The 11,798-nt window shown below is 72.1% G+C and carries 11 protein-coding genes; 8 read left to right on the forward strand and 3 right to left on the reverse strand.

All coding sequences use genetic code 11. The annotated features are described in order from the left end of the window. The first annotated feature begins 6 nt into the window (after window positions 1-6). From ASE16_RS18260 to ASE16_RS18290, 7 genes are all read left to right on the forward strand, one after another. Window positions 7-1,158 carry an ADP-ribosylglycohydrolase family protein gene (locus tag ASE16_RS18260; protein ID WP_055898469.1) on the forward strand — a complete coding sequence of 384 codons (1,152 nt, stop codon included), beginning with the start codon at window positions 7-9 and terminating at the stop codon, window positions 1,156-1,158. Continuing rightward, on the forward strand, window positions 1,158-2,576 hold the full coding sequence (locus ASE16_RS18265; RefSeq protein WP_055898473.1) for an ADP-ribosylglycohydrolase family protein: 1,419 nt from the start codon (window positions 1,158-1,160) through the stop codon (window positions 2,574-2,576). Before ASE16_RS18260 ends, ASE16_RS18265 begins: the two co-directional genes overlap by 1 nt. Continuing rightward, complete coding sequence (locus tag ASE16_RS18270) at window positions 2,573-3,529, forward strand: ribokinase (RefSeq protein WP_055898475.1); 957 nt, start codon at window positions 2,573-2,575, stop codon at window positions 3,527-3,529. Before ASE16_RS18265 ends, ASE16_RS18270 begins: the two co-directional genes overlap by 4 nt. A gap of 61 nt (window positions 3,530-3,590) precedes the next feature. After that, window positions 3,591-5,600: an SUMF1/EgtB/PvdO family nonheme iron enzyme gene (locus tag ASE16_RS20195; protein WP_235500633.1), complete on the forward strand. Its 2,010-nt coding sequence runs from the start codon at window positions 3,591-3,593 to the stop codon at window positions 5,598-5,600. Further along, window positions 5,597-6,790 carry a CaiB/BaiF CoA transferase family protein gene (locus ASE16_RS18280; RefSeq protein WP_055898478.1) on the forward strand — a complete coding sequence of 398 codons (1,194 nt, stop codon included), beginning with the start codon at window positions 5,597-5,599 and terminating at the stop codon, window positions 6,788-6,790. Before ASE16_RS20195 ends, ASE16_RS18280 begins: the two co-directional genes overlap by 4 nt. Further along, on the forward strand, window positions 6,787-7,599 hold the full coding sequence (locus ASE16_RS18285) for an HpcH/HpaI aldolase/citrate lyase family protein (protein ID WP_055898481.1): 813 nt from the start codon (window positions 6,787-6,789) through the stop codon (window positions 7,597-7,599). Before ASE16_RS18280 ends, ASE16_RS18285 begins: the two co-directional genes overlap by 4 nt. Window positions 7,600-7,620: 21 nt before the next feature. Beyond that, the gene (locus ASE16_RS18290) at window positions 7,621-8,403 is read left to right on the forward strand and encodes an alpha/beta hydrolase (RefSeq protein ID WP_055898483.1); all 783 of its coding nucleotides are present in this window, start codon (window positions 7,621-7,623) and stop codon (window positions 8,401-8,403) included. Between the two features lie 49 nt (window positions 8,404-8,452). On the opposite strand, the gene ASE16_RS18295 is transcribed toward ASE16_RS18290, so the two are convergent. From ASE16_RS18295 to ASE16_RS18305, 3 genes are read right to left on the reverse strand one after another with little or no spacing between them, the layout of a single operon-like run. Then, window positions 8,453-8,908, reverse strand: coding sequence for an SRPBCC family protein (locus ASE16_RS18295; RefSeq protein ID WP_055898486.1), 456 nt, complete (start codon window positions 8,906-8,908; stop codon window positions 8,453-8,455). A gap of 4 nt (window positions 8,909-8,912) precedes the next feature. Then, window positions 8,913-10,460, reverse strand: coding sequence for a phytoene desaturase family protein (locus ASE16_RS18300; RefSeq protein ID WP_082581569.1), 1,548 nt, complete (start codon window positions 10,458-10,460; stop codon window positions 8,913-8,915). Window positions 10,461-10,503: 43 nt separating this feature from the next. Then, complete coding sequence (locus ASE16_RS18305) at window positions 10,504-10,887, reverse strand: hypothetical protein (RefSeq protein WP_055898489.1); 384 nt, start codon at window positions 10,885-10,887, stop codon at window positions 10,504-10,506. Window positions 10,888-10,985: 98 nt separating this feature from the next. Between ASE16_RS18305 and ASE16_RS18310 the strand changes: the two genes are divergently transcribed. Continuing rightward, entirely contained in the window at window positions 10,986-11,747 is a 762-nt protein-coding gene (locus ASE16_RS18310) for an HAD family hydrolase (RefSeq protein WP_055898493.1), read from the forward strand. Window positions 11,748-11,798 lie beyond the last annotated feature (51 nt).

The raw sequence follows: 11,798 nt of genomic DNA on the forward strand, positions 1-11,798 counted from the left end.
GGATCGATGGACGCGCTGGTGATGAAGGCGACGGGGGCACTCGCGGGAGCGGCTGTCGGCGACGCGCTCGGAGGAGCGGCGGAGGGCAACACGCCGGAGGCCATCCAGGAGCGCTACGACGGCTTCATCACCGGCATCGTCCCTCCGTTCCTGGAGGACTGGCGCAACGCCAGGCCGATCGCGCCGTACCACAAGGGCGACGGGCACGTCACGGACGACACCCTCATGACGACGGCTCTCGTCGACGTCTACGACACCGTGCGCGACCACTTGGACGCGTACGCCATCGCGGACCACCTGGTGCCGCTGCTGATCGGCGACAAGCGGTGGATCCCGGAGTTCGAGTCGGAGGGGCTGCTGCTTCACCGCATCTTCCTCGCGGAGAAGTGGCTGGTCACCCGCCTGCACTACGGCCACATCGACCCGCGTGAGGCCGGGGTCGGCAACATCGTCAACTGCGGGGCGACGATGTACGTCGCCCCCATCGGGATCGTCAACGCCGGAGCTCCCGATGCGGCGTACGCGGAGGCCATCGACGTCGCCGGGGCGCACCAGTCCAGCTACGGCAGGGAGGCTGCAGGCGTCTACGCGGCGGCCGTCGCCGAGGCGATGCGGCCGGGGGCGTCCGTCTCCAGCGTCGTCGAGACCGCGCTGCGGCTCGCGAAGGACGGCACCAGGGATGCGATCGCATCGGTCGTCGACGCTGCGGCGACGGTGACCGACTGGCGTTCCGGCCTCGGTGTGCTCCGCTCGGCCGTCGAGCCGTTCGACACCGTCGGGCCGTACTACCGGCAGCCGGCGAAGGATGCGCGCATCCCGAGCAGGACGAAGTCGATCGAGGAACTGCCGGTGGCCCTCGGGATGCTGGTGGCCGCGCAGGGCGACTACAGCGAGGCCGTCCTCGGCTCGGTCAACTACGGCCGCGACTCCGACTCGATCGCCGTGATGGCCGGCTCGATCGCCGGCGCTCTCGGCGGAGTAGACGTGGTTCCCGCCGAGTGGATCGACGGCGTCAGCGACGGCAGCCGGATGGACATCACGGCCACGGGGCCGGTCATCGCCTCCGTGGCGCGCCAGGTCTGGGCGGCAGACGCCGAGCGGGCGCGCTCGGTGGCGTCCGTCCGCGACGCCTTCGCCGCGGACCTCGAGGTGGCGTAGTGCTCAGGCTGAGCTGGACGCAGCCGGAGGACCTGCTGCCGCACGCGCTGGTGGCCGCCGAGCTCGACGGCCGGCCGGTCGCCGACCTGCGGAAGCGCTGGGAGGCGGCGGGCGGAACGCCGACGGCCGCGGTGAGCGGCGCGACGCCGGAACCGGCGCCCGCCGCGCTCGTCGGGCTCGCGCGAGACCTCCTCGCCGAGGTGGACGAGCGGGCTGATCCGGCCGAGCTGGTCGCGGCGGAGCCGGACGCACTCGACGCGATCCTGGCGGCGGCGTCCGGCGCAGACAGCGCGGGCGGTGCGCGCAGCGCGAGTGCCGTGGGTGCCGCTGACTCCGCCGACCTCGCCGACCGCATCCTCGGCGGCTGGCTCGGCCGCGCAGCCGGGTGCCTGCTGGGGAAGCCGGTGGAGAAGATCTCGCTGGAGGGCATCAGGGCCATTGCGCGCTCGACGGGGAACTGGCCTCTCCACGCCTACTTCACCGAGGTGGGACTCGACAGCGACATCGCGGCGCGCTTCCCCTGGAACCGGCGCAGTCGTCCGACCAGCCTCGTCGAGAACATCGACGGGATGCCAGAGGACGACGACCTGAACTTCCCGCTCATCGCACTGGGGCTCCTCGAGCGCGTCGGAGCGGGCTTCACGACCGACGACGTCGCGCAGGCCTGGCTGGACAGCCTGCCGGGCGGCCGTGTCTTCACAGCGGAGCGGATCGTGTACCGCAACCTGCTCGACGGCTACGAGCCGACGGTGGCAGGCGCCGTGCGCAACCCGTTCCGCGACTGGATCGGCGCGCAGATCCGCACCGACGTCTACGGCTGGGCCAACCCTGGCGATCCGGTCGCCGCGGCTCGTCTCGCCTGGACGGACGCCCGCCTGAGCCACGGCCGCAACGGCGTGTACGGCGCGATGTTCGCGGCGGCGGCCTGCTCGACGGCCGTGATCGCCGCCGACGTCCGTGCTGTCATCGACGCCGGCCTCTCCGTCGTTCCCTCCGCATCCCGATACGCCTCCGCCATCCGCCGCGGGGCGGAACTCGGCGCGAGCGACCTCGACGACGAAGCGGCAGTGGATGCGCTGCACGCGGAGTTCGGGCACCTCCACTGGGTGCACGTGCTCGGCAACTCCGCGCTGCTCGCGTTCGCGCTGACGCGCGGCGACGGCGACTTCGAGCGCACCATCACCCTCGCGGTGAGCGGCGGCTGGGACACGGACTCCGTCGGCGCGACGGCGGGCTCCATCGCGGGTGCGCTCACCGGCGCCCGCGAGCTCCCGGCACGCTGGATCGACCCGCTGCACGACACGCTCGCGACGAGCGTTCCCGGCTTCTCCGACGTGCGGTTCAGCGACCTCGCTGCGCGCACGCTCCGCCTGGCGGAGGGCGCGGGCGCCCAGCCGGTCGAGGCAGCGTCCCGATGAGCATCGTCGTGGTCGGCAGCGCCAACCTGGATCTCGTGTACCGGGTGGAGCGCATCCCGCCGCCGGGTGAGACCGTGCTGGCGGTCGGATCCGACTCCGCTCCCGGTGGAAAGGGCAACAACCAGGTGATCGCCGCGGCTCGCGCGGGCGCGCGGGCGACCTTCGTCGCGGCGCTCGGCAGGGATGCGGCGGCCGAGCGGTTGATCGCGAGCCTGGAGGACGCCGGGGTCGACCTGCGGATCAGGCGGGTGGACGAGCCGACGGGCACCGCGATCATCACGGTCGACGACTCCGCCGAGAACGCGATCGTCGTCGATTCCGGCGCCAACCGGATGCTCGACGGCCTCGACGATTCAGAGCGCGAAGTCGTCGCTGCGGCAGACGTGCTGCTGCTGCAGTTGGAGACGCCGCTCGCCACGGTGACGGAGGCGGCTGCCGTCGCGCACGCATCCGCGACCACGGTCGTGCTCAACGCCGCCCCCATCCAGTCGCTCTCCGCCGCGTTCCTCGCTGACGTGGATGTGCTGGTGGTGAACGAGCACGAGGCGGCGCACCTCGCAGCCGAGCTCACCGGCGAGGCCGTGCACGAGGCGAGCGGCGAAGATCTCGCCGCGATCCTGAGCAGGCTCGGCCTGGCGGTGATCGTGACGCTCGGCGCTGACGGCGCCGTCGTCCGGGTGCCGGACGAGCCGCCCGCGCACGTCGCGGGGCGGGTGGTCGACGCCGTCGACACGACCGGCGCAGGCGACACGTTCTGCGGCGCGCTCGTCGCAGAGCTCGACCGCCGCCGCGGTACGAACGGCAGCGCGGGCAGTGGCCGCCCCGACCTCGGCACGCTGGTGCGCGCCGCAGAGTTCGCGACTGTCGCCGCCGCCATCTCGGTGCAGCGCGCAGGCGCTGTGCCCTCCATCCCCAGTCTCGAGGAGATTCACGATTTCAACTCGGCCAGCTGACCAGGCTTCCGTCACCACGTTCGACCCGGACGAGGAGAACACCAACGACTTCGATCCCCTGGTGCCCAGGGCGATCGACCTGCCGACGGTGCTGCCGCGCGGCGGCGTCATCGATCCGGCTGCCGGCGACATCGCGAAGATCTTCGCCGCGCCGGAGGACCCGGCGGAGTGGCCGGCCTGGCGCGCCGACCTCGCGGCCTGGCGAGAGGAGGCGCGCGCTCGCCTGAACTACGACGGCGCCGTCTACGAGCGTGCGGAGACGGAGTGGGCGCGTGCGGCGTACAGCGTCGCCCAGATCTGGCTGTGGGATGAACGGCTGTTCGACCACGAGCGTCAGGAGTTCACCGTCGACGCCTTCCTCGACGCGACGGCCGACCACGGCGGCTTCGACGGCATCGTGCTCTGGCACGCATATCCGGTCATCGGGATCGACGATCGCAACCAGTTCGACTTCTACCGCGACGTCCCCGGCCTGGATGCGGTGGTCGCGGCCTTCCACGCCCGCGGAGTGCGCATCTTCATCGACTACAACCCGTGGGACACCGGCACCCGTCGCGCACCGGACGCGGACCCGGAGGAACTCGCAAAGGTCGTCGGAGAGCTCGGCGTCGACGGCGTCTTCCTCGACACGATGAAGGAGGGCGACGCCCGCCTGATCGACGCTCTGCTGCAGGCGACCCCGCCGCAGGTGCTCGAGGGGGAGTCCAGGGTGCCGAACCAGCGCATCCAGGACCACCAGCTGAGCTGGGCCCAGTGGTTCTCCGACTCGGCAGCGCCCGGCGTGATGCGGGCGCACTGGTTCGAGCGCAGACACATGATGCACTCGACGCGCCGCTGGAATCGCGACCACAGCGACGAGCTGCAGTCCGCGTGGATGAACGGCACCGGTCTGCTGGTCTGGGATGCGGTGTTCGGCGTCTGGGTCGGCTGGAACGAGCGGGACAAGGCGACGCTGCGACGGATGCTGCGGGTGCAGCGTGCGCTCTCCGACGTCCTGGTGGACGGGGAGTGGTCGCCGCTGCTCGGCGCGTCGGAGGAGGCGCTGGCAGCCGGGGTGTACGTCTCGCGGTTCGCGGCAGACGGAGCGACCCTGTGGACGGTCGTGAACCGGGGAGACCAGGACTGGACGGGAGACCCGCTGGCGGCACCCGCCGCCGACGGTGCACGCCGTCACGACGTGACCGATGGACGGGCGGACGTGACGGCGGTGCGCGTTCCCGCGCGTGGCGTCACGGGCATCCTCGAGGTGGTGGCCGGGGGAGCGCATCCCGCGTCGCTGCTGCGCGAGGCGGCGGACGACACAGCGGCGGACGACGCCCGGTTCCCCGCGCGGGAGGCCGTACGCACGGTGCCCCCGCGCACCCCGGCTGCGACCGCGCCGGTGGATGCGGTGGTCGTGGAACAGGGCGAGCGCGAGCTCGCTGTGACCTTCCGCCGTCGCGAGACGGGCTTCTACCAGGGCGCGCCGTACGTGGAGGAGTGGAAGCCGCTGCCTCCGCGGCTGCACGACGATCGGCGGGAGACGCTGACCGTCACGATCCGCGGGCGCGTCGCCGTAGCCGCACGGGAGGTCACCGCTGCCGAGTTCGCGGGCTTCGTGGCGGCCACGGGGTACCGGCCGGTCGCCGGAGCGCGCTTCCTGGTGGGCACCGCATCCGGTGACGCCCCGGCCGTCGGGGTCTCGCTCGCCGACGCGCGCGCATACGCGGCCTGGGCGGGGGCACGGCTGCCGGACGAGTTCGAGTGGCAGCTCGCCGCGGAACAGCCGGGCTTCGCCAGGTCGGAGCCCGCCGTCTGGAACTGGACGGAGAGCGAGCACAGCGACGGCGTCACCCGGTTCGTCATGCTCAAGGGTGGGAGCGACCATGTCGCCTCCGGCTCGGACTGGTACACGGACGGCGGACGGCGAGACGCGTCGTTCAGCCTGAAGTTCCTGCTTCCCGGACTGGGCGTCGAGCGGTCCAGCAGCATCGGCTTCCGGCTCGCATGGGACCTGTCGAGCGCGGACGAGCTGACTGTGGGAGAGCGGACCGCGGACACGCAGGCCGTGGACGGGGGAGTCCAGCGATGAGCGAGTCCGCCCTCCGCGGCATCCGGGTGCTGGATGTGTCGACCCTGTTCGCCGGGCCCCTCGCGGCGACCTTCCTCGGCGACTTCGGCGCCGACGTGATCAAGGTCGAGCATCCCACCCGGCCGGACGCGGCCCGCGGGCACGGACCGGCGAAAGACGGTGTGAACCTGTGGTGGAAGACGCTCGGACGCAACAAGCGCACGGTCACCATCGACCTCGGATCTCCGGACGGCGCAGAGCTGCTGCTCGCGCTCGCCGCGGACGCGGACGTGCTGATCGAGAACTTCCGCCCTGGCACCCTGGAACGCTGGGGGCTCGGGCCGGAGGCGCTGCACGCCGCCAATCCGCGCCTCGTGATCGCGCGCGTGACGGCGTTCGGCCAGTTCGGGCCGTACTCCGCGCGTCCCGGCTTCGGCAGCCTGGCCGAGGCGATGAGCGGATTCGCAGCGCTCACGGGCGAACCGGACGGGCCGCCGACGCTCCCGCCGTTCGGACTGGCGGACGGCATCGCCGCTCTGTCGACGGCATACGCTGTGATGGTCGCGCTGCGCGCAGCGGAGCGCGACGGGCACGGTCAGGTCATCGACCTCGCGATCATCGAGCCCATCCTGATGCTGCTCGGCGGCCAGATCACCGCGTACGACCAGCTCGGCGCCGTCCAGCCGCGCACAGGGAACCGCTCGGTCAACAACGCGCCGCGCAACGTCTATCGCACGGCGGACGGCGACTGGGTCGCGGTCTCCACCAGCTCGCAGTCCATCGCCGAACGGGTGATGCGCCTGGTCGGCAGACCCGATGTGATCGACGAGCCGTGGTTCGCGACAGGGCACAGCAGGGCAGAGCACGCCGACGAGCTGGATGCGGCGGTCGCGGCCTGGATCGCAGCTCGCCCCACCGAGGAGGTCGTCCGCGGGTTCGAGGACGCGCAGGCCGCCATCGCGCAGGTCTACGACGTGCGCGGCATTCTCGCCGACCCGCAGTACCAGGCGATCGGCACGGTGCAGACGGTCGACGACGACGAACTGGGGCCGGTGAAGATGCAGAACGTGCTGTTCCGTCTCTCCGACACCCCCGGTGCGATCCGCTGGGCCGGCCGGCCGCACGGACGGGACACGGACGACGTGCTCGCCGAGATCGGCGTCACTCAGGAGCAGGTCGAGGCGCTGCGGGCGAAGGGGGTCGTGCGATGAGCGCGATCGTGACAGGGCTCTACGTGCCGGGCGACCGCCCGGACCGGTTCGACAAGGCGGTCGCGACGGGCGCCGACCTGGTGATCCTCGACCTCGAGGACGCCGTGGCCCCTGAGGCGAAGGCCGGAGCCCTCTCTGACGTCGCGGGGTGGCTGAACGGGCGTGTGTCGAACGGCTCGGCATCTCGTGGCACGCTCATCCAGGTGCGCGTGAACGCGGGAGCGGACCACGAACTCGTCGCCCTCCGCGCGACGGGCGCCCCCATCGAACTGCGCGTGCCGAAGGTGGAGAGCGCAGCCGATGTCGAGCGGATCGTCGCTGTCGCTGGCGACCTTCCGATCACCGCCCTGGTCGAGTCCGCGCTGGGGGTGGAGAACGCCGCGGCCATCGCCGCGCATCCCGCTGTCGCACACATCGCGCTCGGCGAGTCCGACCTCGCAAGCGACCTCGGCAGCAGGGATGCGGTCGTCATCGACTACGCGCGCACGCGCCTGCTCTTCGCGGCACGCGCGGCAGGTCTCCCCGCGCCGATGCTGTCGGCGTACCCCGACATCCGCGACCTCGACGGTCTCCGAGCGGACACAGAACGCGGAGCGCGACTCGGCTGGTTCGGGCGGACGGCCGTGCACCCCAGCCAGCTCGCGGTGATCGCCGCCGTCTTCGCGCCCACTGATACGGAGACGGCCTGGGCGCGCGCGGTGCTCGCCGCGGTCGAAGGTGGTGGGGTGGCGACGCTGCCGTCCGGCGAGATGGTGGACCCGGCGATGCTCGGCCGAGCCCGCGCCATCCTCGCCGCCTGTGCTGATTGACGCGCTGGAGCCGGCCGACTGATGCTGGAGCAGCGATCATTCATCAGCAGGGCGATCGGCGACGACCTGCGCTACACCCTGATCGTGCCGGACGATGTGCCGGGGCCGCTGCCGGTCGTCTACCTGCTGCACGGCCGAGGCGACTCCGCTGCGTCGTGGGAGCCGGTGCTCGACGACCTGCGCGCGCTTCCGGTGATCGCGGTGCTTCCGGATGCGCCGTGGAGCGAGCGCGCGAGCTACTACGTCGACTCGGCGCACCGGGCCGGCCGCCAGGTCGAGACGGCGCTGACCGGCGACCTGGTGGATCACGTCGAGGCGCGGCTGCCAGAGGGGCGAGCTGCGGCGGGGCGCGCATCCCGCACCGTCGCGGGGTACTCGATGGGCGGGTACGGTGCGCTGCGGTTCGGGCTCGCGCATCCACAGTTGTTCGGCCAGGTCGTGGCGCTGAGCCCTGCGGCGTACGATCCTGAGCCGCCTGCCGGATCGTCGGCGCGCACGTTCGGCGCGTTCGGCGTCGGCGACACCGTCTACGAGGCCGACCGCTACCGCACGCTGAGCATCCGCGCGGCGCTCGACGGCTACGCAGGGATGCCGCTCAGCATCGACCTCGCCGTCGGCGACGCGGAGCAGCCGCACCCCGGCGCGCCGGACGCACTCTCCCTCGTCAGTCAGACCGCCGCCATCGCGCGCCTGGCAGCAGACACCCGCGGCATCACCGTCCGGGCGCGCACCTACCCCGGCGCTCACGACTTCACTGTCTGGCGTCCCGCTCTGCTCGACGCCCTGAGCGGACTGCTGCGCTAGGCCGGCGGCCGCCGCTCGGCTGCTCGTTGCTCGGCTACTCGCTGTTCGCCTACTCGCCTCTCGCCTGCTCCGCGGCGCGGCCCCTGGCGACGTGCTCGAGGCGACGCAGCGTCTCCACGTTCCGGATGTGCAGCATGAGGTCCGCGAGCGGCTTCGGGATGAGGCGGGCCGGGCCGCTGACGGGGTACTCCTCCATGCGCACGACGCAGCCGGCGCCGCGGGGCTTCACGTCGATGATGACGCGCTCCTTGCCCACCGGGCGGGTCTTCGCCTCGAGCACCATCCGCCGTGGCGGATCCCAGGTCTCGACAACGGTCTCGTCGTCGAGAACGAACGGCCAGACGCCGATGGAGTGGTGCAGCTTGGAGCCCGGCCGGGGGTAGCTCGGCTCCGCGGCGCGCAGCCGGGACGCCCCGACCACCCAGGTCGGGTAGACCCACGGGTCGGCGAGGGCGACGAAGACCTGCTCTGGCGTGCAATCCAGTTCGCGGACGGTCACGGACATGTGCTCACTGCTCCGGAAGGCCGTCGGGGCGCAGCGACGCCTCGGCCTGGTCGATGGATGGATGCGCGCCTGCGCCGGGGATGGCGCGCGCGTCCGCGTCCGGTGCGAGCGACGGCATCGCGCGCATCCCGAACTCGTGCCGCAGCGCGCTGCGCGCCGCGTAGTAGCCGACGAGCCCGTGCACTCCTGGGCCAGGCGCGGCGGAGGCAGAGGCGAGGTACAGTCCGCGGCCGGGCATCCGCCACGGGTCGGCGGACGCAACGGGTCGCGCGATGAGCTGACGGAGGCTGGGCGCCCCCGCCGAGATGTCGCCGCCGACGTAGTTGGGGTTGTACGCTGCCATCTCCACGGCCGTCTTGTGGGTGCTGGCGAGCACCACATCCCGGAAGCCGGGCGCGAAGCGTTCGATCTGCCGCGTGATCGCCTCCGTCTGGTCGACGGGGGAACCGGCCGGCACGTGCGTGTACGCCCACAGAACGTGCTTGCCTGCCGGTGCCCGCGTGCCGTCGAAGAGCGATGGCTGGGAGACGAGAACGTACGGATCGTCGCTGTGACGCCCAGCGGCGACCTCGCGCTCCGAGCGGGCGACGGCCGCTCGGGTGCCCCCGAGGTGCACGGTGCCGGCCTCCAGCAGTTCCGGATTCGACCACGGCACGGGGCCGGAGAGGGCGAAGTCGACCTTGGCGACCCCGTTCCCGTTCCGGAAGGCGGAGATCCGCCGCAGGTAGGAGGGCGGCAGCCGGTCCTCGCCGAGCCGGGCGGCGGCCTCGGCTCCCGTGTCGAACAGGATGACGCGCGCATCCGGCAGCTCCGCGAGGGAGGTGATCTCCGTCCCCGTCACCACTTCGCCGCCGTGCGCGACGATGTCGGCCACCATCGCGTCGGCGATGGCCTGGCTCCCGCCGACAGGGATCGGCCAGCCGCGGGCGTGTGCGTATGTGGCGAGGGTCAGTCCCGCCGCTGCCCCCGCGATGCTCGGCAGGGCGAGCGTGGTGTGCGCGAACACCCCGGTGAGCATGGCGCCCGGGGCCTCCGTGCGGAAGAACGCATCCCACCAGGGGCCGCCCTGGGCCAGCATGGTCGCCCCGAGCCGCGCCGCGACGAGCGGGTGCCGCGGCACCTGGAAGAGTTGCGAGCCGGTGAACTGGGCCACGGCGTCCGCGTTCCGCACGAGCGGACCGAGCATGCGGAGCCACGCCGGCCCGTCGACGCCGAGGGCGTCGGCCGTGCGGTCGAGGTCGCGGTAGGCGATCGCCGCTCTCCCGCCGTCCAGGGGATGCGCGTACGAGGCGGTCGGGACGACGAACGGCACCCGCTGCTCGATACCGAACCTCTGGAAGAACCCGGAGGCGAAGGCCAGGGGATGCACGGCGGAGCAGATGTCGTGACGGAACCCCGGCAGCGTCACCTCTTCTGTGCGGGTGCCGCCGCCGACGGTCGCGTTGCGCTCGTAGACGCGCACGGAGAGCCCCGCGCGGGCGAGGGTGACAGCGGCGGACAGCCCGTTGGGGCCGGAGCCGACGACGATCGCGTCCGGAGTGGTGGAGCTCATGCCTCCCTGTATACCCCGTTATCGTCCGATTCGACCGGGATGCTCAGAGCTGGGCGACGCTGTCGGAGAGAGCGCCTGCCCCGTGCAGGGCGGCGGCGATGGCGTTCGCGGTCTGCTGGAACGCGCTGTCGGTCTTGGCGGCTCCGATGGCTCCGCCCTTGAGCGCGGCTCCCGCCATGTTCCTGTTGAGGCGCGCGACGAGCCGTCCGTGCTGGTCGACCATGAAGTCGACGAGGAAGGTCTGCTGGAAGTTGTTGCCGGCCAGGCCGCCGAGCAGCACGGTCATGGCGGTGCTCCCGCGCTTGGCGAGCAACCCGCCCGCCGGGGTCGCTGTGACCGCGAACCCCTCGCTCTGGAGCGCCGACGCGACGATGCGCCTGCCGTTCTCGTGGTCGCCGATGATGAAGAAGTCGTGCGCTTTGGCCATGCGGTCAGCGTATCGCCTGAGGTTAACGAGTTGTGAACAGTTGTTTCATGACTCAAAAAAGTATGAACAGAGCGTTCATGAACGCATAGGCTGCACTCGTGAACGACCGCCAGACCTCCAGCAGACCGACCATCGTCCTCGACTTCGACGGGACCGTGTGCGTCGGCGACGCCCCCGTGTGGGAGTACGCGGAGGCGGTGATCGCCGGCATTCTCGACGCCGGATCGACAGGGCGGACCGACCTCGATGCGTCGCTCCGCGCCAGGCTCGGCGCGTTCCTCGACGGGGAGCCTGGCTCACCCGCATACATCGACGGCTACGCGGCCGTCGCAGCGCTCGCAGCAGGGCACGCAAGCGACGACCTGCTGCAGAGCGCGTACCAGACCAGCCGGCGGGCGCTCGCCGGGGGAACCGTCGCGGTGTCGGCGCCGGCCGGGCTCGCCGACTTCCTCGGCAGCCTGGGGGGAAGCGTCGAGCGCGTGCTCGTGACGAACGCGCCGCTCGACGGGGTGCGGGAGACGCTCGCGGCCATCGGGGTGGCCGACGCGATCGACCGCATCGTCACCGACGCGGACAAACCCGCCGGCTGGACCAGCCTTCTTCCCGTGCTGCTCGACGGCAGGGAGCCGTCGCAGCTGCTGTCGGTGGGCGACATCTGGGGCAACGACCTCGCCCAGCCGCTCGCGGCCGGGTGCGCCACCGCCCTGATCGACCGCTTCGGCCACCGCGCTGGTCCTGCGCACCTGGTCGCGGCGGACTTCCCCGGCCTGTACGACGGCATCCGCCGCTGGGCGGCCGACCCCGCCGGCTTCACCGCCGCGCACCAGCCGACGACGGCCGCGGCCAGCGCTCCGGCCTGACCAGCAGCCGACCTCACCCCTCCACACCCCCACCCCACGACCTCTCTCTCC

The sequence above is a fragment of the Leifsonia sp. Root227 genome (assembly GCF_001428745.1).
In the GTDB taxonomy this organism is placed as follows: domain Bacteria; phylum Actinomycetota; class Actinomycetes; order Actinomycetales; family Microbacteriaceae; genus Leifsonia.

Bases quoted from the DNA above. Each gene is read 5' to 3' on its own strand.
- ASE16_RS18300 (WP_082581569.1), bottom strand. From the start codon at position 10,460: ATGAGCTCCACCACTCCGGACGCGATCGTCGTCGGCTCCGGCCCCAAC.
- ASE16_RS18260 (WP_055898469.1), top strand. From the start codon at position 7: ATGGACGCGCTGGTGATGAAGGCGACGGGGGCACTCGCGGGAGCGGCT.
- ASE16_RS18305 (WP_055898489.1), bottom strand. From the start codon at position 10,887: ATGGCCAAAGCGCACGACTTCTTCATCATCGGCGACCACGAGAACGGC.
- ASE16_RS18270 (WP_055898475.1), top strand. From the start codon at position 2,573: ATGAGCATCGTCGTGGTCGGCAGCGCCAACCTGGATCTCGTGTACCGG.
- ASE16_RS18280 (WP_055898478.1), top strand. From the start codon at position 5,597: ATGAGCGAGTCCGCCCTCCGCGGCATCCGGGTGCTGGATGTGTCGACC.
- ASE16_RS18295 (WP_055898486.1), bottom strand. From the start codon at position 8,908: ATGTCCGTGACCGTCCGCGAACTGGATTGCACGCCAGAGCAGGTCTTC.
- ASE16_RS18285 (WP_055898481.1), top strand. From the start codon at position 6,787: ATGAGCGCGATCGTGACAGGGCTCTACGTGCCGGGCGACCGCCCGGAC.
- ASE16_RS18290 (WP_055898483.1), top strand. From the start codon at position 7,621: ATGCTGGAGCAGCGATCATTCATCAGCAGGGCGATCGGCGACGACCTG.